Here is an 18,642-nt window from a genome sequence, read left to right as displayed (position 1 = left end):
CGCGGGCGATGGGACACAGTTATCTGCCCGCTCTGGTAACGGTGTGCCATATGAGCGAAGTTATCGTCACGCGAGCCGCGGACGAGGTGTCAGCATGCGCGTAGTCGCCAAGTTCGGCGGAACGAGCCTCGGCAGCGGGGATCGGATCAATCGCGCCGCCGATTCGGTCGCCGCCGCCGTCGAGGACGGCCACGAGATCGCCGTCGTCGCCAGCGCGATGGGGTCGACCACCGACGACCTGCTCGACGAGATCACGTTCGAGACCGACGAGGAGGACCGCGCTCAGATCGTCAGCATGGGCGAGCGAACCTCGGTGCGGATGCTCAAGGCCGCGCTCTCCGCCCGTGGTATCGACGCGACCTTCCTGGAGCCCGGCAGCGACGACTGGCCGGTCGTCACCGACGAGTACGGCGAGGTCAACGTCGAGGAGACGAAACAGCGCGCCCTCGAGGTCGCCGACGAGATGGACGCGACGGTCCCGGTTATCACCGGCTTCCTCGCCGAGGGGCCCGACGGCTCGATCACGACGCTCGGCCGCGGGGGTAGCGACACCACGGCGGTTATGATGGGCAAGTACATGGACGCCGACGAGGTCGTCATCGTCACCGACGTCGAGGGCGTCATGACCGGCGACCCCCACGTCGTCGAAGGGGCTCGGAACGTCGGCGAGATCTCGGTCGACGAACTGCGGAACCTCTCGTTCCGCGGGGCCGAAGTCGTCGCCCCCTCTGCGCTCTCCTACAAGGACGGCGAACTCGACGTCCGCGTCGTCCACTACCAGCACGGCGACCTGCTCTCCGGCGGGACGAGCATCGAGGGCGAGTTCAAGAACCTCGTCGACCTGCGCGAGCGACCGCTTGCCTGTCTGACCGTCGCCGGCCGCGCGATCCGGAACGAACCGGGCATCTTCAACCACCTCTCCGAGGCGCTGGCCGAGAGCGACATCAACGTCGACGCCGTCGCCAGCGGGATGGACACCGTCACCTTCTACATCGACGAGGAGGAGGCCGAACGCGCCGAGAACATCCTCCACCGCGAGGTCATCGCCCGCGACGAACTTTCCTCCGTCACCGTCGACTCGCCGGTCGCGGTCGTCCGCGTCACCGGCGGCGAACTCCCTAATCAGCCGGGAATCATCAGCGAGATCGTCAACCCCCTCTCCGAAGCGCGGATCCACCTCAACGACATCATCACCAGCGCGACCAGCGTCGCCCTGTTCGTCGACTGGGACGACCGCGAGGAAACGCTCGAGCTGACCCAGAACCTCTTCTAGGCGGTCCGAGCGCCTCGAGTCGGGACCAAACCGATTCCGTCGGTCGATTTTGCGGCGACGTTCTCTCGAGCGAGACAGTATTTTAGTCGTTGATTAGCCGCTCGAAATCTCGGTAACGGGGTCGTAACGAAGGGGGACGGTACGGGAGTCACTGCCATGAGCACGGAGCAGACGGACGCGGAGGCGTTCGACGACATCGATCCCGATCCCGACGCGGTGCTGGCCGAGTTCGGCGTGGACTCGCCCGAGGAACTCGTCGCCGACGACGGCGCACACGATACGATTCCGGACGACGCGATCGATGTCGACGATACCACGGCCGCCGAACTGTTCGCCGACCTCGAGGACCGGGCCGCCGAGACTCGAGCGCTCGAGGAACGGGACAACGATGACGACGTAACCGACGCGCCGAGCGAATCGCCCGGCGAGGAATCGCCGCCCGAATTCGAGGAGTTCGAGGCGGCATTCGTCGGTAATCCATCGGTTACCAGTCGCGAGGACGAGGGGCTCGTCGAGTCGACAGCCGCCGAACTCAGCGCCGTCGCCGAGCGCGTGTTCGGGTCCGACGAGACGGCCGCTGACGACGAGACCGAAGCGCCGCTCGAGTCCGAACTGATACCCGAGGCCGAAGCGCCGACCGATGCCGACGAATCGACTGACGGGAACGCGGCCGACGGCGGACCGGTGACGGACGCTCGACGCGACGACTCGGGTCTCGACCGGACGCTCACCGTCTCCCGGGCGACGGACGGGATGGAACTCGTCGGCCCCGAGCCGACGACGACGCGAGTCGAGAGCGACGTCTTCGGCTGTGCCGGCGCAGACGAGTGCTGATCCCGGCGGCCCCCGTCGGAGACGCCGGCGTCGGTCGATCGCGGGCGAGTTGCGGTCAGTCGCGGGCAAGTCGGAGTCGGTCGCGACGGGACGCCGCGACGTCCGCCCGTCGATGCGCCGATTCGGTCCGGAACGAACGGTTCGACTCATCGATGAACACGAACTCTCAGCTAGACTGAACACGCGCGACGGCGTTGTGGAGGTATGGTCGCGTACAAGACGAAAGTCGCAGAACGGATCCACCTCCCCTCTCGAGACCGGCGCGAACGAGCGCTGGCCGAAGCGGGGTACAACGTCTTCAATCTCGATGCCGAGGACGTCTTCGTCGATCTCCTGACCGACAGCGGCACCGGCGCGATGAGCGACGCCCAGTGGGCGGCCGTCATGCGCGGCGACGAGTCCTACGCCGGCTCGCGCAGCTTCGACGACCTCGAGTCGGCCGTCCGGGACGTGATGGGCTTCTCGCGCGTCGTCCCGACCCATCAGGGCCGGGGCGCGGAGAACGTCCTCTACGGAACGCTGCTCTCGGAGGGCGACGTCGCGCTCAACAACACCCACTTCGACACGACGCGGGCCCACGTCGCGAATCAGGGGGCCGATCCGGTCGACTGCCCCGTCGAGGGGGCCCACGACCTCGCAACCGACGAGCCGTTTAAGGGGAACTTCTCGCTCGAGCGCGCTCGGTCAGTCGTCGACGAGGTTGGCGCCGAGCGCGTGCCGCTGGTGATCTCGACGATCACGAACAACTCGACAGCGGGCCAGCCGGTTTCCGTCGAGAACACGCGACGGGTTCGGGACTTCGCCGACGAGATCGACGCGACGTTCGTCATCGACGCCTGCCGGTTCGCCGAGAACGCCGGTTTCGTCCGGCGCCGCGAGGACGAGTTCGACGGGGCCGCCATCGACGAGATCGCTCGCGAGCAACTCGGCTACGCCGATGCGATCGTCATGAGCGGCAAAAAGGATGGGATGGCCAACGCCGGCGGCTTCGTCGCGACCGACGACGAGGCGCTGTTCGAGCGGTGCAAGCAGCGCGCGATCCTCTACGAGGGCTTTCCCACGTACGGCGGGATGTCCGGACGGGACGTGGCCGCGCTGGCCGTCGGCCTCCGCGAGGCCGTCGAGGAGGCCTATGTCGCCGACCGCATCGACGGCGTCCGCGCGTTCGCGGACCTGCTCGAGGACGCCGGCGTACCGATCTACACGCCGCCGGGGGGCCACGCCGTCTACCTCGACGCGGGCGCGGCGCTGCCCCACCTCGATTCCGACGAGTTCCCGGGCCAGGCGCTGGTCTGCGAACTGTACCGAGAAGGCGGCGTCCGCGGGGTCGAACTCGGGAGTTTCGCGTTCCCCGATACGGACCGGCCGGAACTGGTCCGCCTCGCGGTGCCCCGTCGCACCTATCACACCGAACACTTCGAACACGTCGCGGAGACCGCCGCGACGGTCATCGAGAAGCGCGAGTCGGTCGCCGGGCTCGAGATCACGTCCGAACCCGAAAATCGCGAGTTACGTCACTTCACGGCTGACCTCGAGCCGCTCTCCGACTGAGAACACGAGCGATCGCTCGAGACGTCCGCTGAACCGCGCGATCAGCGACCCGAGAGCGCGCGCTGGGCCCGATCCTTCAGGCTCGGCTCCGCTTGCGGTTCGGACTGGCGTCCCAGTCGCTGCTTCGCGAGGCTGCGGACGCCCCGCTGGGCCTGTTCGGAGGTCGCGAGATCGATCGCCCAGTCGGGGACCTGCGATTCGATTTCCCGTCGTTTCTCCGCTTTGAGAGAGCTATACTGCCGCAACGCGAGACCGACGCCGATGAACATGGCGGCGTCGGTCAGTTCCCGGCGGAACCGGTTTCGGTCGTTGCGGACCGCGACCGCTTTGACCAGCGAGATGAGACCGATCCCGATGTAGAGCTTGGCGTTTCGCGACGGCTTGCCGCTGAGTAACCCTTTGAGTGCCATGCGGCGGTGGCTACCACGTTCTCTCGGATAAAGTTCCGCTGGCAGGCGACGGGTCGCCCGCCGGCGGGCGACGCGTTTCAGTCGAACTCGAGCCCGCGACCGACTTTGACGCCGCGGTGTCGCTGCTCGTCGATCGGCTCGATCGAAAAGCCCAGCCGCTCGTAGAACGGGCGGACGCCGTCGTCGAACCGCGCCGTCAGCCGTCCCTCCCGCTCTACGGCGCGGTCGATCAGCGTCGTGCCGATGCCGCGCCCGCGGTGGCGACGTCGGACGCCGATCGCCGAGACGTGCGCCCCCGGCCCGTCGTGGGGCTCGAGCACGACCGTGCCGAGCACCCGTTCGCGGTTCGAGCCGGTCGTCCCGCCGCGCTCGTCGCCGGCGACCAAGACGTTCCCCTCCGCGATCCGAGTCTCGACGTCACCGGGCTCGAGCATGGCCGCGTCAAGGATGCGTCGGACCTCGAGGACGTCGTCGTCGGTCGCGGTGCGGACGTACCCGACCGTCTCGTCGGAGCCGTCCGCTCTCGTCTCGTGGGGGTCGTCCATTCGTCAGGTCCGTCGGTCGACGGTGGCCAACAACTCGTCGATTTCGGGTCGATCCATGTTGCTCCGGCCGCGGTAGGTCGCGACGACCTCGAGGGCGGCGGGGTCGCGGATATCGAGGACGACGGCGGCGGGCATCCGGCCGACGAGATCGAAGTGGCGACCGACCGGCCCGAGGCGGACGGGCTGGTCGAAGGCCTCGCCCGCGGTCGCCTCCGGATCCGCACAGAGCGGGAAGGGCAGGTCGTACCGTTCCTGCCACTCTTGAACTCGATCGCGGGGTTCGGGAACGACCGAGACCACCTGACAGCCCCGGTCGCGGAACTCGTCGTAGCGGTCGGCGACGGCTCGGACCTGCCGGCGACACTGCCCGGCGTGGTGGTCGCGGTGAAGCAACAGGAGGACCGCGTCGTGGGCCGGTTCGGCCTCGTCTGTCGTCGTCGGATCGGCCGGTGCGACCGGCTCCGTCAGGTCGGTCAGCGAGAGCGGATCCGGGCCGGGACCGACGTTCGGGAAGGTCAGCTCGGGGGACGATTCGGTCATACGTGGCGTACCGCGGCAGCCGGGAAAGTCACTCGGCTTTCAGCAGTCAGGCGGACACCGCCGGCGCCGCCGTCCGAACACGATCGAACCGTCCCCCGACCGGAGCGCACGAGTACGGACTCGCGATGAACAGATTCCAGGTTACACACTTCTTTCGAACACGAGGTAACGATTAAGTATCTATAATCAGAATACATGACTAAATGAGAACTATATTCGAGTTTAGCTCAAGAAATCGGGTGAAAATAGATCATGAAGGTGGTTGTTTCGGAACGAAGACACCGCACAACAGTCGCTGCCGTGACGAACCGTGAGCATGATCGCAATTCTCGATATCGCGCATCCGGATCTCGCGTTGACGCCGACGATCCGGGACCGTCCGGACGCGTCCATCGAGGTCGTCCCCCACTCCACGACGGACCCGAAGACCGGACTGTTCTTCTACCTCGTCGAGGGTGCCGACGAGGCGTTCGAGGACGTCCTCGAGCAAGACCACACGGTGACGGACTGGATGCTCGCGGACGACCTCGGTTCGGCGCGAATCTATCGGCTCCAGCACCCCGAGGAGACCGTCCTCATCTCGCCGTTGACGACCGAACTCGGCGGGCTGCTGTTGAACGCGGAGACCACCGGACGTGGCTGGACGACCCGCGTTCAGCTTCCCGACCGGAAAGCGCTCGCCGACCTCTGGGACTGCTGTGAGACGCGGGACATCTCGTTCGAACTGCGCCGGATGTTTCGGCGCGACGAGTGGACCGGCGAGACGTTCCCGGAGGTAACCGACGAACAACGCGCCGCGCTGGTCAGCGCTCACGAGGAAGGCTACTTCGAGGAGCCCCGCGAAATCTCGCTCGAGGAACTCGCCGAACAGCTCGGCATCTCGTCGACGGCCGCCAGCGGGCGCATCCGCCGCGGGACCGGGCAACTCGTGGCGTCGACGCTCCGCGAGGAGTGACTCGCGAGGGCGACGACGCCGATCGGGTCGACGATGGTGTAGGCGCCGTAGCCGTCGGCGGTCCCGTACACGTTGACCGTGACCTTCGGCCAGCAGTAGTAGAACTTCGCCTCGCGTTCGTCGCGGATGCGCATCTCGTCGTCGATGTCTTCCTCGTGCCGGCGACCGCCGGTGGCCTCCGAGCCGGCCCCGATTCTCCAAAAAGGCGTGTCAGGCATTAACTAACAACCAAGTGGGTGCCCGACGAACCGACCGATGGTATGGTCGCAACAGGAACCCGATACGACGTCATCGTGATCGGCGTCGGCGGAATGGGCAGCGCGACGGCCGCTCACCTCGCCGACCGCGGCTGCGACGTGCTCGGTCTCGAGCGCTACGACGTGCCCAATACGATGGGCTCTTCCCACGGGATCACCCGGATCATCCGGCGCGCCTACTACGAGCACCCCTCTTACATTCCGCTCGTCGAACGGGCTTACGAGCTCTGGGACGACCTCGCGGACGAGACCGGCCGCGACGTGATCCACCGGACGGGATCGATCGACGCCGCTCCCCCGGACAATGTCGTCTTCGAGGGGTCGCTGCGCTCCTGCGAGGAACACGACATTCCCCACGAGGTCCTCACGAGCGCGGAGGTCGCCGAGCGGTTCCCCGGCTACGACCTCCCCGAGGGGTACAAGGCCTTGTATCAGCCCGACGGCGGGTTCGTAGTTCCCGAACAGGCGATCGTCGGCTACGTCGAGACGGCCCAGGCGGCGGGCGCCGAGGTGCGCGCCCGCGAGCGCGTCCTCGAGTGGGAGCCGACGTCGGACGAGGGCGTTCGCGTCGAAACCGATCGCGGGACCTACGAAGCCGAGAACATGGTGCTCGCCGCGGGGGCGTGGAACTACAAGTTCGCCGACGTGCTCGAGGGTCTCGCGGTCCCCGAGCGACAGGTACTCGGCTGGTTCCAGCCCGATCGGCCGTCGACGTTCGAACCCGAGACCTTCCCGGTCTGGAACCTCAAGGTCCCGGAAGGCCGCTTCTACGGGCTGCCGATCTACGACGTACCGGGGTTCAAGATCGGCAAGTACCACCACCGCGACAAGCAGGTCGATCCCGACGACTACGAGAGGGAGCCGAACCGCGAGGACGAGCGACTCCTCCGCGAGGTCACCGAGAACTACTTCGCTGACGCCGCCGGGCCGACGATGCGGCTCGCGACCTGCATGTTCACCAACTCGCCCGACGAGCACTTCATCCTCGATACGCTCCCCGAGCACCCGCAGGTGGCCGTCGGCGCGGGCTTCTCGGGTCACGGCTTCAAGTTCGCCAGCGTCATCGGCGAGATCCTCGCCGACCTCGCGATCGACGGCGATACCGACCACCCGGTCGACATGTTCCGGTTCGATCGATTCGACGTCTGAGCCGCCCGCAACCGTCCCTCGATTCGACACCGGCGGCGCCGGAACGCTCGAGACCGGTCGCCGTCGACCGATTTCTCGCTCGAGCCGCAGCCGTCGCCGATTGCGCTCGTCGTTCGCGTTCTCCCGAACGGTCGCGATTCGTTCGGTCTCAGAAACGCGCGTTCCGTTCGGCCGCGGAAACACCGCGCGTCGATCCCGTTCGAACAGAACTCGTAGAACTTGTCGACCGAGTCGAACGCCCGCTCGAGCGTCGCCCCGACCTGCGGACCCGCGGCCGGCGTTAGCCGCCCTTGATCAGCCGCAACACCGTCACGTGATCGCTCTCGACGGGCTGGTCCTCGGGAACCGGGCGACCGTCGACGAGGACGCTCACCTCGTGGGGGCTGAGATCGACCTCGCGGAGGAGGTCCTGATAGGTCGGGGTCGGCTCGCCGTCCGCGGTCGCTCCCGACACCGAGACCGACTCGAGGTCGATCTCGCGGGTCTCTTCGCCCTTGACGTCGACGGTGACGCGCATGGTCGCCGTTACGCGAGCGCGGACTTGAGCGCGTCGCTCTCGGGGAGGCCCGTCGCCGCGCCGTCGACCGGGCGGTTCCCGACGGCGTCAGTCGGTCGTCGGGCCGTCGGGTCCGACTCCGCGGCGCGGCTCCCGGTCGCGTTTCCGGGCGGTCCGCCAGTGACTGACCACGCCGACGGCGAGCGCGCCGACGCCGAGCAGGAGCACGAGCAGGTTCAGCAGGTCGCCGACGTACGGCACCAGCCCTAACGCCGCGCCGATGACCAGCCCGACCACCAGCGCGAGCCAGTGGTTTCCGACGCCGACGAGCGAGAGCAGCCACGCCCCGACGGCGAAGCGGCCGTAGACGAGCCCGAGCCAGACGACGAGAGCGAACAGGAACGCGCCGACGATCGAGAACGGGATCCCGATCACCGTCAGCGCCACCGCGACGAGCAGGACCGGAACGCCGACGAGGACCCCGAGTCCGACCAGTCCGGACCGTCCGGGCGTGCTCGCGGCCCGACTCGCGACCCCGTCCGAGAACCGGGGGAACAGGGCGAGCAACGCCGCCCCGAGCACGAGGTTCAGCGCCAGCGCGTAGGCCGCGAACAGCCACGAGGCGATCGGCTGGATCGTCGGCGCGACGTCGACGCCGACCGACGAGTCCTGCTCGGTGGTACCGGTGACCGCGTCGGTGTTCCCCTCGAGGGTACCGCCGTAGCGCAGATCGCCCGCGATCGACGCGCTCTCACCCAACTGGATCGTCTCGGCGCCGATCTCCGCGTCTCCCTCGAGCGTCCCGTCGACGACGACGGTTCCGGCGCCGATCGAGGTCGTTCCGCCGACGACCCCGTCCTCGGTGATCGTCACGCTCCCGGCGGCGGCCTCGACGTCGCCCTGGACGGTCCCGGCGATCGTGACGCTGCCGCCGACGGCCTCGAGATCGCCCTCGACGTCGCCATCGATTCGCACATCGCCGGCGACGGCGCTGACGTCGCCCGTCACGGTGCCCTCGACGATGACCGTCCCCCCGAACGCCTCGAGGCTGTCGACCGTCTCGCCCTCCTCGACGACGACCGTGCCGCCCGTCCGTTCCGCCTGTCCGGCGACGGTAGCCGGGACAGTACCGGCGACGACGACGGCTACGAGGGCGATGACGAGAAGCGTCCGCGAGTTATTGTTACTGGACATACAGGATCGTACGACGAGTCTCGAGAAAAATACCCTACGCAACGGTCAGTGCGTCGGACTGTCTTCCCGTCGTGATTCGCTGCCGGCGGCTGGGGACCCACCGGGCCGACGCGGACAAGGCAAGATTCACCTTCCGGCCGCACCTTGCGAGCGGTATGAGCGAGGCCGACGCCGAGGCGGCGGAGCCGACACCCGGCAGGACCGAAGTCTGGATCGAGAAGTACCGGCCGGAACGGCTCGACGAGATCAAGGGCCACGAGAACATCGTTCCGCGACTGCAGCGGTACGTCGAGCGGGACGACCTCCCCCACCTCATGTTCGCTGGACCGGCCGGGACGGGGAAGACCACGGCCGCGCAGGCGATCGCCCGCGAGGTCTACGACGACGACTGGCGCGAGAACTTCCTCGAACTCAACGCCTCCGACCAGCGCGGGATCGACGTCGTCCGCGACCGGATCAAGGACTTCGCGCGCTCGTCGTTCGGCGGCTACGACCACCGCATCATCTTCTTGGACGAGGCCGACGCGCTGACCTCCGACGCCCAGTCGGCGCTGCGCCGAACGATGGAGCAGTTCTCCAACAACACGCGCTTCATCCTCTCGTGTAACTACTCGAGTCAGATCATCGACCCCATCCAGTCCCGGTGTGCGGTCTTCCGCTTTACCGAACTCACCGAGGACGCCATCGAGGCCCAGGTCCGCGAAATCGCCGAAAACGAGGGGATCGAGGTCACCGACGACGGCGTCGACGCCCTGGTCTACGCGGCCGACGGCGACATGCGGAAGGCGATCAACGGCCTCCAGGCCGCGGCCGTGATGGGCGAGACCGTCGACGAGGAGACCGTCTTCGCCATCACCGCCACCGCGCGCCCCGAGGAGGTCGAGGAGATGGTCGAACACGCCATCGACGGCGACTTCACCGCCGCTCGCGCCGCCCTGGAGGACCTGCTGACCGAGCGCGGCCTTGCCGGCGGCGACGTCATCGACCAACTGCACCGCTCCGCCTGGGAGTTCGACATCCCCGAACTGGCGACCGTCCGCCTGCTCGAGCGACTCGGCGAGGTCGACTACCGGATCACCGAGGGCGCGAACGAACGGCTGCAACTCGAGGCCATGCTGGCGTCACTGGCCCTCGAGGACGACGCCTGACCGGTCCGCCTTCGCCCTTCGTTTCGACCCGAGGTTGTAACACGCCGTCCGAAGTACGTTTTCACGGCGACGAGGATGCCCGTCTCAGTCGCCGCTCACGTCGGCCGGGCCGATCCCGCGGAAGGCGAACGTCGCTCCGGTCTCCTCGTCGGTGGCGACGCCGACGTCCCAGCCGTGGGCGTCGGCGACCCGTTCGATCGGCCCGAGTCCGAACCCGGTGCCGTCGGCGGCGGCCAGCCGACCCGGAACGGTGGTCGTCTCCCGTCCATCGGGCGTCACGTCGGTCCCCGCTGGATGGCCGGTCACGGCGAACCCGTCGTCGGTCGCCCCGACAGTGACGATCGGCGCGTCGCCGGCCGCGGCGTCGTCGCTTCCGTTCCTGTCAGCGTCGACGCTCTCGACTGCCGCCTGCAGCAGGTGCTCGAACAGCTCCCGCAACTGGGCCTTGTCGGCCTCGAGGACGCGGTCCTCGCGGGTCACGAGCCGCGCGTCGTCGGTGTCGACGGCGACCCACGCGCGACGGGCGACGTCGGTGACGGCGACGGGTTCGGTCTCGACAGCCGCCTCGTCCCGGCGGGCGATCGCGAGCAGTTCCTCGATGCGCTCGCGCAGCCGTTCCTGGGCCGTCTCGACCTCCGCGAAGTGCTCCGGATCGGTCGTCTCCTCGGCGAGTTCGAGATAGCCGCGGGCGACGTTCAGCGGCGTTCGAACGTCCTCCGCGAGGGTCTCGGCGACCGTCTCGAGGCGAGCCTCGGCGGCCGCCAGTTCCCGTTCCGTCCGGTTCGCGTCGGTGACGTCGCTGTAGACGATCAGCCCTTCGGGGTCGTCCGCCGTCGTCCCGTCCCGTTCGGTGCCGTCCGAACCGGCCGTCTCGAGGGGAACCACCGTCAGCCGGAACTCGCGGACGCCGTCGACGGTCTCGCGCCGGCTGACCAGCTGCCGACGTCGACCGGCCCGGAGCGCCTCGGCCAGCGTCGCCTGTCGGCGCTCGAGTCCCGGCGGGAGGGGGTCCGCGTCCAGCGGCTCGTCGACGATCGCTGCCGGCTCGGTGCCGAAGACGTCGGAAAAGGCGTTGTTGACGTCCCGGACGACCGGCCGGCCGCCGTCGATCTCGTAGTGGACCGCCGGATCCGGGACGGTCGCGAACAGCGCCCGGACGCGGTCGCGCTCCGCGGCGAGCCGATCGCGTTCGGCCGCCAGATCGTCGCGCTCCGCTTCGAGTTCGTCTCGAGTCTCCGTGGCTCGGTCCAGTTCCTCGCGAAGCCGATCGCGATCGTTTCGAAGCCCCGTTTCGGTCTCGATCCGCTCGAGGACGGCGGCACCGACTCGAGCCCACGCCGCGAGCAGTTCCCGGTCGCGGTCGTCGAACGCCGCCGGTTCCGCGGCGGAGAGCATGAGGAGGCCGACGTCGCCGACCGGCGCACAGCACAGCGATTCCGTCTTCTTGAGGGGCGGCTCCGGACGTCCGTCGGCCGCGAGATCGTCGATCCGAATCGGTTCGCCGGTCCGCAGCGCCTCGTCGAAGGGCCCGTCTCGGGGGATCGGCTCGAGGTCGGCGGTCGCGACCGCGTCGGTGGTCGCCCGTGGCGTCAACTCGCCGAAGTGGACCGTCGACAGCCAGCCGCACTCGGTCCCGACGGCGTCGGCGGCGGCCTCGACCAGCCGCTCGAAGAGTTGGTCTCGTTCCTCGCAGGCGACGACGCCGGGGAGTGCCGCGAGGAGATCGGCGACCGGCCGGCGCTCGGCGGCGTCGGTCTCGGTCGTCCCGGCGGTATCGGTATCGTCCGTTTCCACCGCGTCCGAACTCGAACTCGAGTCCGCGTCGGCGGCGGGCAGCGCCGTCGCCGCGCCCGCGCGGTCGCCGGCGCAGACCCACTCGATCTCGTCCGCGAGGTGGGCGACGGCGCCGTCGGTATCCCGGCGGACGTAGCCGTCGATCCCGTCGGTCGACCGCGCGGCCGCCGGCGCGTACGCGGACCGAGTGAAGAGCACCAGCGGCGTCGACCCGCAGGCCTCGGCGGCCTCGAGCAGCGTGGCTCCCGCCGCGGTCGTCGGCGTCTCCGCGAAGACGACGCAGTCGACCGCGGACGCCCAGTCGGCCAGGCTATCGACGACGGCCGTCGTCAGCGGGTGGACCGTGCGCTCCGGACCCGAGTCGACGCGCTCGAGGGCGGCCGCGCCGTCGCGGGCCGCGGCGTCGGATTCGGCGAGATAGACCACCGTACGCAGTCGTGATTGCGGCGAAGGTGCCATGACGTTGGTACCGTATCGTTTGCAGTGACCGACTCCCCCTATACTAATCCACCGGACGTATCGAACGCTGAGGCGGCCGAATTCGTTCCCTGCCTGTCACGAGCGACTCGCGTTCGACCCGCTCGCCGTTCGGCGACGACCGACTCGAGACCGCGCGAGCGACCCCGGTCGGGACTACCTTTTCGGCCGTCACCGTGGAACGTGATTCCATGGACGTGACGCTTCTCAGCACGGGCGGGACGATCGCAAGCACCGACGCGGACGGCGGAGCGCGGCCGACGCGAACGGGCGCGGAACTCCTCGAGGCCGTCCCGGAACTCGAGTCGCACGCGTCCCTCTCGGTCGAGGAGGTCGCGCAGGTGCCGAGCTTCGAGATGGATGCCGAGACGCTGGAGACGGTCGGCGAGCGGGTCCGCGAACTCGAGGCCGATCCGGCGGTCGACGCCGTCGTCGTCACCCACGGCACGGACACGATGGAGGAGACGGCGTACTACCTCGACGTCACCGTCCGGCCCGAGACGCCGGTGTTCCTGACGGGCGCCCAGCGCCGCCCGGACGAGGTGAGTTCGGACGGGCCGAGCAACCTGCTGACGGCGGTCCGCGCCGCCGAGGCGTTTGCCGACCGCGACGCCGGCGGGACGTTCGTCGCGTTCGACGAGACGGTCCACAGCGCCCGATCGGTGACGAAGGCCCACACGTCCGCCCTCGAGGCCTTTCGCTCGCGGAACTCGGGACCGGTCGCGACCGTCGACCGGAACGGCGTCGCGATCCACCGCCCGCCGCGCAGCGAGACGCGCCCGATCGACGCGACGTCGCTCGAGGCGACCGTCTACACGATCAAGAGCGGAAGCGCGGTCACCGGCGACTTGCTCGCCGCCGCCCTCGAGCGGGGCGCCGACGGTCTCGTCCTCGAGGGGACCGGCCTCGGGAACGCCACGGCGGGACTCGCCGACGCCGCCCGCGACGCGATCGACGCGGGCGTCCCCGTCGTCGTCACGTCTCGCTGTCTCGAGGGGCGGGTCGCGCCGGTCTACGGCGGCGACGGCGGCGGAGAACGGCTCCGCGAGTACGGCGCCGTCTTCGCCGGCGACCGCACCGCCCAGCAGGCCAGGCTTCGGTTGACGCTCGCGCTCGAGGCGTTCGATGACGAAGACGCGATTCGTGAGGGCGTTTCGCCCGCTGACTCTCAGACGTAGTCGCTCTCGTACCCCGATGGATCATCCTTGTACGTCTCGGCGATCGTCTCGAGAGTGGTGAACCGCGCGTTCTCGTGGCCCTTGACGTACTGGATGAACTCCTCGAGCAGCGGGATCATCTTTAGTCAGCGAGGAAACCCCGCCCTTGCGGCGGGGAGGAATCGCGTACGCTCTGTTCCACACCTGGCAACGACAGCCGGCCGACTCCCCTACAGGAACGATATCGTTATAAATGCAGTGTACTACATATGAAGTATGGCGGAGGTCCGTCGTACAGTCGTCGTCAAACTCGACGTAGACGACAGCGACACGACTCTCCTCCACGAAACCGTCGAGGAGTATCTGTGGGCGTGCAACTACGTCGTCCGAGATGCGTGGAAGGACGACTACAAACCCACTTCCAAGACGAAACTTCACGAACGGACGTACTCGGACGTGCGCGACGAGACGAGGCTCCAAGCGAACCTCGTTCAGTCCGCGCGGAACAAGGCTGCCGAAGCCATCAAGGGCGTCATCGCCCGATGGAAGAACGGCAAGAAGGCATCGCAACCACAGTTCACGACGCCCTCTGTTCGCTACGACAAGCGAAGCGCCACGTTCCACGACGACTACGTTTCGCTCTCGACCGTCAACGGGCGCGTCGAAGCCGACTACGTCCTTCCGCCGGAAGGCGAGAATCCGCACACGAAGTATCTCCGCAATGACGACTACGAAGTGACGGGGGCGACGTTACAGTACCGCGACGCGACGGACACCTTTTACCTCCATATCGGAACGAAGGCCGACATGGAGTCCGAGATACCGGACGAAGGCGACGCCGAGCACAGCACAGTCTTCGGCGTGGACCTCGGTATCGAACAAATTGCCGTCACGTCGACCGGGATGTTTTGGAACGGTGCCTACCTGAACCACCGACGCCGGGAGTACGAGCGGATTCGAGGCAATCTGCAACAGACGGGTACCGAATCGGCCCACCGAACCATCGACCAGATGGGCGACCGCGAAACGCGGTGGGTCGAAGATTACCTCCACCGTCTCTCGAAGGCTCTCGTCCAAGAAGCCATCGCGCACGATTGCGACACCATCGCGTTCGAGGAACTAACGGACATCCGCGACCGGCTGCCCCGAGCAAAGAAGTTCCACGCATGGGCGTTCCGACGCCTGTACGACTACGTAGCGTACAAGGCAAAGGCCGAAGGGATCGAAGCGACGCAAATCGATCCGGCGTACACGAGCCAGCGGTGCTCGCAGTGTGGAACGACGCTGCGGGAGAATCGTCCATCGCAAGCGGAGTTCTGTTGCCAGAAGTGTGGCTACGAAGCGAATGCGGACTACAATGCAGCGAAGAACATCGGGTTCAAGATGCTCCGTGCGGGGCAAAAGTCTCCGCACGGAGGGGCGACACGTCACCTCGCCCTGAAGTCGGGGACGTTGAACGTGAACGGCGAGTATTCGCCTGCCGAGTAGGTTCGGCCAGAGCGGGAGTCCACCGACAAGCTCCGCCCTTTAGGGCGGAGAAGGTGACCTCCGGGTCCTTGTAGCCGGCGTGGTAGATCGGCTGCTTGATAAAGAGCATCGGCGGAATGTCGTCGCGGTACCAGCTGATCGGGATCTCGACGATATCGGTCTCCTCGCCGTACTGATACGGCTCCATCCACGTTTCGGGATCCTCCTCGTACCGGATCTTCTCCCAGCTGTCGCCCTTGCGCATCCAGCCCGGTTCGAACATCCGTTCCATGAGGCTACTGTCGTAGAGGAACCCGTGCTTCTCGACGAGTTCGGGCGTGTTCTCGCTGAACTCCCACCAGCTGGCGCGGTGGCCGACCGGCTCCGACCCGGTGACGTCCTCGATGAGGTCGATCGAGACCTCGAGGATCTCGTCTTCCTGCTCCCGGGAGAGGTCGGTCGAGTTTTCGTGTGAGTAGCCGTGGACGCCCAGTTCGTGGCCGTCGGCCGCGACCGCCTCGATCTCGTCGCGGAAGGTGTCGATCGTGTGGCCGGGGACGTACCACGACGTCTCGATATCCTGCTCGTCGAAGAGCGCGAGCATCCGCGGGATGCCCTCGTTGCCGGCGGCCAGCCCCCGCGAGAGGTCCGCGGGCGAGTCCGCTCCGCCGTACGAGCCGAGCCAACCGGCCACGCAGTCCGCGTCGACGCCGATCGCGACATCAACAGTTCCCATAGTGCGGTCGTAGCTCTCAGGAACCAGCGGTAAAGAACCGTTTTACGGCCACTCGTGACCGTATTCGGTGCTGACCGGTCGCCGCCGATTACGGTAGCTCAGCATCGAGTCGCCACTCGAGACCGCTCCGTCGAACAACTTACTCGAGGTCGCTCCGCGAAATTGCTGATCCGGTTCGACGCCGGTCACGTGTCGGCTCGATCGCTGTCGGCGTGGTCGGCCCGCGTCGCAACGGCCGTTCGAACTTCGACGGCCCAGTAGCTGGCGACAATTCCGAAGGGAACGAGCCAGAGCGCAGCGAACAGCGCGTAGCGCTCGAGACTTCGCGGCGGGACGGCGGCGGCGAACCGGGCGATTCCGAAGGCGGCGACGACCGTCAGCACCGTCACCGCCAGGAGCCGCGGGACCGCGGGGCCGCCCGCGGTCCGCCAGGGGCGAAGCGAGCCCGCGGTCCGGACGTCGGTCGCGTAGAGGGCGAGCGCGCTCGCGGCCGCGCCGGCGGTCAGCGCGACCGCCGTATCGATGCCGAGCACGTACCGGCCCGCCGCGAGGTCGCCGAGAGCGACCGGCACCAGCGGGATCGCGAAGGCCAGTCCCGGCCCGCCGTTCCAGATCGCGTAGACGAACGGAACGATCGTGATCGTGACCGTCACGGCGACGATCAAGACGGTGCTGACGTGGTCGAACCCGAGCGATAGCGTGTCCAACAGTACGTCGTCGACCGTGACGTTCGCCCCCGCGTAGCTGACGACGAACAGCCCGATCAGGGCGCTCAGATACGCGACGGCGACCGTCGTTCGACGGCGCTCGAGGACGGCCAGCGGGTGGTCGAGAACGGCGCTGACTGCCGATCGGAGGGCGAACCGGTTCCGGTTTCGGTCGTCGGTGCTCATGGGGCCTCAGTGATGACGGTCGCGAGACCGTCGTGATCGCTCTGGTCGTTGTCGAGATCGATCGCGCTCGGCGAGACGTCCCAACCGGCCGCGTCGAAGGCCGCGGCGATCGGCTCGCGGCCGCGGTCGTAGGAGATCACGTCGTGTTTCGGCCGGGCCGCCGAGTCCTCGTGGACCTGCATCGAGACGGTCCCCTCGAACGACCAGCAGCGAACGTGAAAGCGGCCGCTGGCGCCGAAGTAGGATTCGGCGGCCGTCGCCTGCTGGCGGACGAACCGACCCTCGGTCCGGTCCCAGGCGTAGCGCGTGTACTCGTCGGGGTCGCGAAGCCAGCCCTCGGCCTCGAGCACTTGCAGGACGCTCTCGAGGCCGGCCGCGTCGGTCTCGGCGTTCGGAAGGAGGACGACGTTGATCGGCGACGTCGCGACGAACGTCTCGCGGTCGGTTCGGTCGGGATCGGCGGCGGTCGCGCGGTACTGGTAGCGCGCGATCGGCGTCTCGGTCTCGCGGGTGATCCGGTCGTCGGTCCACCCGGCCACCGCGTCCGGCAGCGCGGCGGCTTCGGCCGTTTGATCCATCGGCGTCGCCTCGGGCGGCGACGGTAACGCGACGAGGCCGCCGAGCGTCCCGACCGCGGCCAGGCCGCCGGTCCGGAGCAGGGAGCGTCTCGATCGCATCACTCGCTACCGGAAGGTCGGGCCGAGCGCCCGCGGTCGTCTCGAGCGAAGCGTTCGATTTCGTCCATTTCGATCCTATACGTGTGAACACAATCGAAATACTATATATCTTTTCAACGAAACGACAGTGAATCGAAACACCGGGGGCGCCAGGGTGACGGCTTCGATTGCGGTCGACGATTTCGCCCGATTGAACGTTGCGGAACTGTTTTAGGCGCTGGCTGGCCAACACATACGTAATGAGCGAACTGGCGGACGAGTACCGCCTCGAGTACTTCGAGGAGGAAGGATTCGAACGCAAGGAGTGTCCGTCCTGTGGCGCGCACTTCTGGACCCGCGACCACGACCGGGAGACCTGTGGCGAGCCACCGTGTGCGGAGTACGGCTTCATCGAGAATCCCGGCTTCGACGAGGAGTACAGCCTGACGGAGATGCGCGAGGTGTTCCTCTCGTACTTCGAGGACAACGACCACGAGCGGATCGACCCCTACCCCGTCGCCGCAAACCGCTGGCGCGACGACGTCCTGTTGACCCAGGCCTCGATCTACGACTTCCAGCCGCTGGTCACCAGCGGGGAGACGCCGCCGCCGGCGAACCCGCTGACGGTGTCCCAGCCCTGCATCCGGATGCAGGACATCGACAACGTCGGCAAGACGGGCCGGCACACGATGGCCTTCGAGATGATGGCCCACCACGCGTTCAACACGCGCGAGGACATCCCCGAGGACAAGTACGCCTACCACGGCGAGGTCTACTGGAAGGACCGCACCGTCGAACTCTGCGACGGTCTGCTCCAGGAACTCGGCGCGGACATCAGCGAGGTCACCTACATCGAGGACCCCTGGGTCGGCGGCGGCAACGCCGGCCCCGCCATCGAGGTCATCTACCGCGGGCTCGAGATCGCCACGCTGGTCTTCATGTGCATGGAGCAAGATCCCGAGGGCGAGTACGAGCTCAAGGACGGGAACCGGTACTCCTACATGGACACCTACATCGTCGACACCGGCTACGGCCTCGAACGGTGGACCTGGATGAGCCAGGGCACCGCGACGGTCTACGAGGCGATCTACCCGGAGATGATCGACTTCC

The 18,642-nt window shown here is 67.6% G+C and carries 18 protein-coding genes and 2 pseudogenes; 9 read left to right on the top strand and 11 right to left on the bottom strand.

Translation table 11 applies throughout. The annotated features are described in order from the left end of the window. Positions 1–94: 94 nt before the first annotated feature. The 3 genes from C477_RS04435 (at position 95) to C477_RS04425 (ending at position 3,658) form a co-directional block, all read left to right on the top strand. The gene (locus C477_RS04435) at positions 95–1,273 is read left to right on the top strand and encodes an aspartate kinase (RefSeq protein ID WP_008893247.1); all 1,179 of its coding nucleotides are present in this window, start codon (positions 95–97) and stop codon (positions 1,271–1,273) included. Between the two features lie 156 nt (positions 1,274–1,429). Beyond that, the gene (locus tag C477_RS04430) at positions 1,430–2,107 is read left to right on the top strand and encodes a hypothetical protein (RefSeq protein ID WP_008893246.1); all 678 of its coding nucleotides are present in this window, start codon (positions 1,430–1,432) and stop codon (positions 2,105–2,107) included. A 204-nt stretch (positions 2,108–2,311) separates the two neighbouring features. Continuing rightward, positions 2,312–3,658 carry a tryptophanase gene (locus C477_RS04425; RefSeq protein WP_008893245.1) on the top strand — a complete coding sequence of 449 codons (1,347 nt, stop codon included), beginning with the start codon at positions 2,312–2,314 and terminating at the stop codon, positions 3,656–3,658. Positions 3,659–3,699: 41 nt separating this feature from the next. Here the strand turns inward: C477_RS04425 and C477_RS04420 are convergent, their stop codons facing one another. From C477_RS04420 to C477_RS04410, 3 genes are all read right to left on the bottom strand, one after another. Continuing rightward, complete coding sequence (locus C477_RS04420) at positions 3,700–4,068, bottom strand: hypothetical protein (protein ID WP_008893244.1); 369 nt, start codon at positions 4,066–4,068, stop codon at positions 3,700–3,702. Between the two features lie 77 nt (positions 4,069–4,145). Further along, positions 4,146–4,613, bottom strand: coding sequence for a GNAT family N-acetyltransferase (locus tag C477_RS04415; RefSeq protein ID WP_008893243.1), 468 nt, complete (start codon positions 4,611–4,613; stop codon positions 4,146–4,148). A gap of 3 nt (positions 4,614–4,616) precedes the next feature. Beyond that, positions 4,617–5,153 carry a peroxiredoxin family protein gene (locus C477_RS04410; RefSeq protein ID WP_008893242.1) on the bottom strand — a complete coding sequence of 179 codons (537 nt, stop codon included), beginning with the start codon at positions 5,151–5,153 and terminating at the stop codon, positions 4,617–4,619. A 316-nt stretch (positions 5,154–5,469) separates the two neighbouring features. On the opposite strand from C477_RS04410, the gene C477_RS04405 reads away from it, so the two are divergent. Continuing rightward, the gene (locus tag C477_RS04405; protein ID WP_008893241.1) at positions 5,470–6,108 is read left to right on the top strand and encodes a helix-turn-helix domain-containing protein; all 639 of its coding nucleotides are present in this window, start codon (positions 5,470–5,472) and stop codon (positions 6,106–6,108) included. 20 nt (positions 6,109–6,128) lie between these two features. Here C477_RS04405 and C477_RS24455 read toward each other — a convergent pair. Continuing rightward, a pseudogene (locus C477_RS24455) lies at positions 6,129–6,269 on the bottom strand (aromatic ring-hydroxylating oxygenase subunit alpha); the annotation flags it as partial. A 99-nt stretch (positions 6,270–6,368) separates the two neighbouring features. Here C477_RS24455 and solA point away from each other — a divergent pair. Further along, positions 6,369–7,514, top strand: coding sequence for an N-methyl-L-tryptophan oxidase (gene solA, locus C477_RS04400; protein ID WP_008893239.1), 1,146 nt, complete (start codon positions 6,369–6,371; stop codon positions 7,512–7,514). A 280-nt stretch (positions 7,515–7,794) separates the two neighbouring features. On the opposite strand, the gene samp2 is transcribed toward solA, so the two are convergent. Both samp2 and C477_RS04390 read right to left on the bottom strand, forming a co-directional pair. Continuing rightward, positions 7,795–8,031 (bottom strand): ubiquitin-like small modifier protein SAMP2, encoded by a 237-nt coding sequence (gene samp2, locus C477_RS04395; protein ID WP_008893238.1) that lies wholly within the window; start codon positions 8,029–8,031, stop codon positions 7,795–7,797. An 87-nt stretch (positions 8,032–8,118) separates the two neighbouring features. Next, positions 8,119–9,204 carry a bactofilin family protein gene (locus tag C477_RS04390; protein WP_008893237.1) on the bottom strand — a complete coding sequence of 362 codons (1,086 nt, stop codon included), beginning with the start codon at positions 9,202–9,204 and terminating at the stop codon, positions 8,119–8,121. A 155-nt stretch (positions 9,205–9,359) separates the two neighbouring features. On the opposite strand from C477_RS04390, the gene C477_RS04385 reads away from it, so the two are divergent. After that, complete coding sequence (locus C477_RS04385; protein WP_008893236.1) at positions 9,360–10,352, top strand: replication factor C small subunit; 993 nt, start codon at positions 9,360–9,362, stop codon at positions 10,350–10,352. A gap of 84 nt (positions 10,353–10,436) precedes the next feature. On the opposite strand, the gene C477_RS04380 is transcribed toward C477_RS04385, so the two are convergent. Beyond that, positions 10,437–12,605, bottom strand: a complete 2,169-nt coding sequence (locus C477_RS04380) for a GAF domain-containing protein (protein ID WP_049914264.1) — start codon at positions 12,603–12,605, stop codon at positions 10,437–10,439. A 209-nt stretch (positions 12,606–12,814) separates the two neighbouring features. Here C477_RS04380 and C477_RS04375 point away from each other — a divergent pair, with 209 nt between their 5' ends. Then, on the top strand, positions 12,815–13,801 hold the full coding sequence (locus C477_RS04375) for an asparaginase (protein WP_008893234.1): 987 nt from the start codon (positions 12,815–12,817) through the stop codon (positions 13,799–13,801). Here C477_RS04375 and C477_RS23395 read toward each other — a convergent pair. Further along, a pseudogene (locus C477_RS23395) lies at positions 13,792–13,920 on the bottom strand (polysaccharide deacetylase family protein); the annotation flags it as partial. The gene C477_RS04375 and the pseudogene C477_RS23395 sit on opposite strands and share 10 nt — an antisense overlap. Positions 13,921–14,056: 136 nt before the next feature. Here C477_RS23395 and C477_RS04370 point away from each other — a divergent pair. Further along, entirely contained in the window at positions 14,057–15,268 is a 1,212-nt protein-coding gene (locus C477_RS04370; RefSeq protein ID WP_008893232.1) for an RNA-guided endonuclease InsQ/TnpB family protein, read from the top strand. On the opposite strand, the gene C477_RS04365 is transcribed toward C477_RS04370, so the two are convergent. The 3 genes from C477_RS04365 to C477_RS04355 all read right to left on the bottom strand — a co-directional run bounded on the left by C477_RS04365 (position 15,159) and on the right by C477_RS04355 (position 17,553). Continuing rightward, positions 15,159–15,983 carry a polysaccharide deacetylase family protein gene (locus tag C477_RS04365; protein WP_049914262.1) on the bottom strand — a complete coding sequence of 275 codons (825 nt, stop codon included), beginning with the start codon at positions 15,981–15,983 and terminating at the stop codon, positions 15,159–15,161. The genes C477_RS04370 and C477_RS04365 overlap by 110 nt on opposite strands. A 185-nt stretch (positions 15,984–16,168) precedes the next feature. Continuing rightward, the gene (locus C477_RS04360) at positions 16,169–16,876 is read right to left on the bottom strand and encodes a hypothetical protein (RefSeq protein ID WP_008893230.1); all 708 of its coding nucleotides are present in this window, start codon (positions 16,874–16,876) and stop codon (positions 16,169–16,171) included. Then, complete coding sequence (locus tag C477_RS04355; RefSeq protein WP_008893229.1) at positions 16,873–17,553, bottom strand: hypothetical protein; 681 nt, start codon at positions 17,551–17,553, stop codon at positions 16,873–16,875. Before C477_RS04355 ends, C477_RS04360 begins: the two co-directional genes overlap by 4 nt. Before the next feature lie 239 nt (positions 17,554–17,792). Between C477_RS04355 and C477_RS04350 the strand changes: the two genes are divergently transcribed. Further along, a partial coding sequence (locus tag C477_RS04350; protein WP_008893228.1) for an alanine--tRNA ligase-related protein occupies positions 17,793–18,642 on the top strand: 850 nt, incomplete at its 3' end.

It is taken from the genome of Haloterrigena salina JCM 13891 (assembly GCF_000337495.1).
GTDB lineage: Archaea > Halobacteriota > Halobacteria > Halobacteriales > Natrialbaceae > Haloterrigena > Haloterrigena salina.
This window is presented reverse-complemented; position numbering and strand designations above follow the sequence as displayed.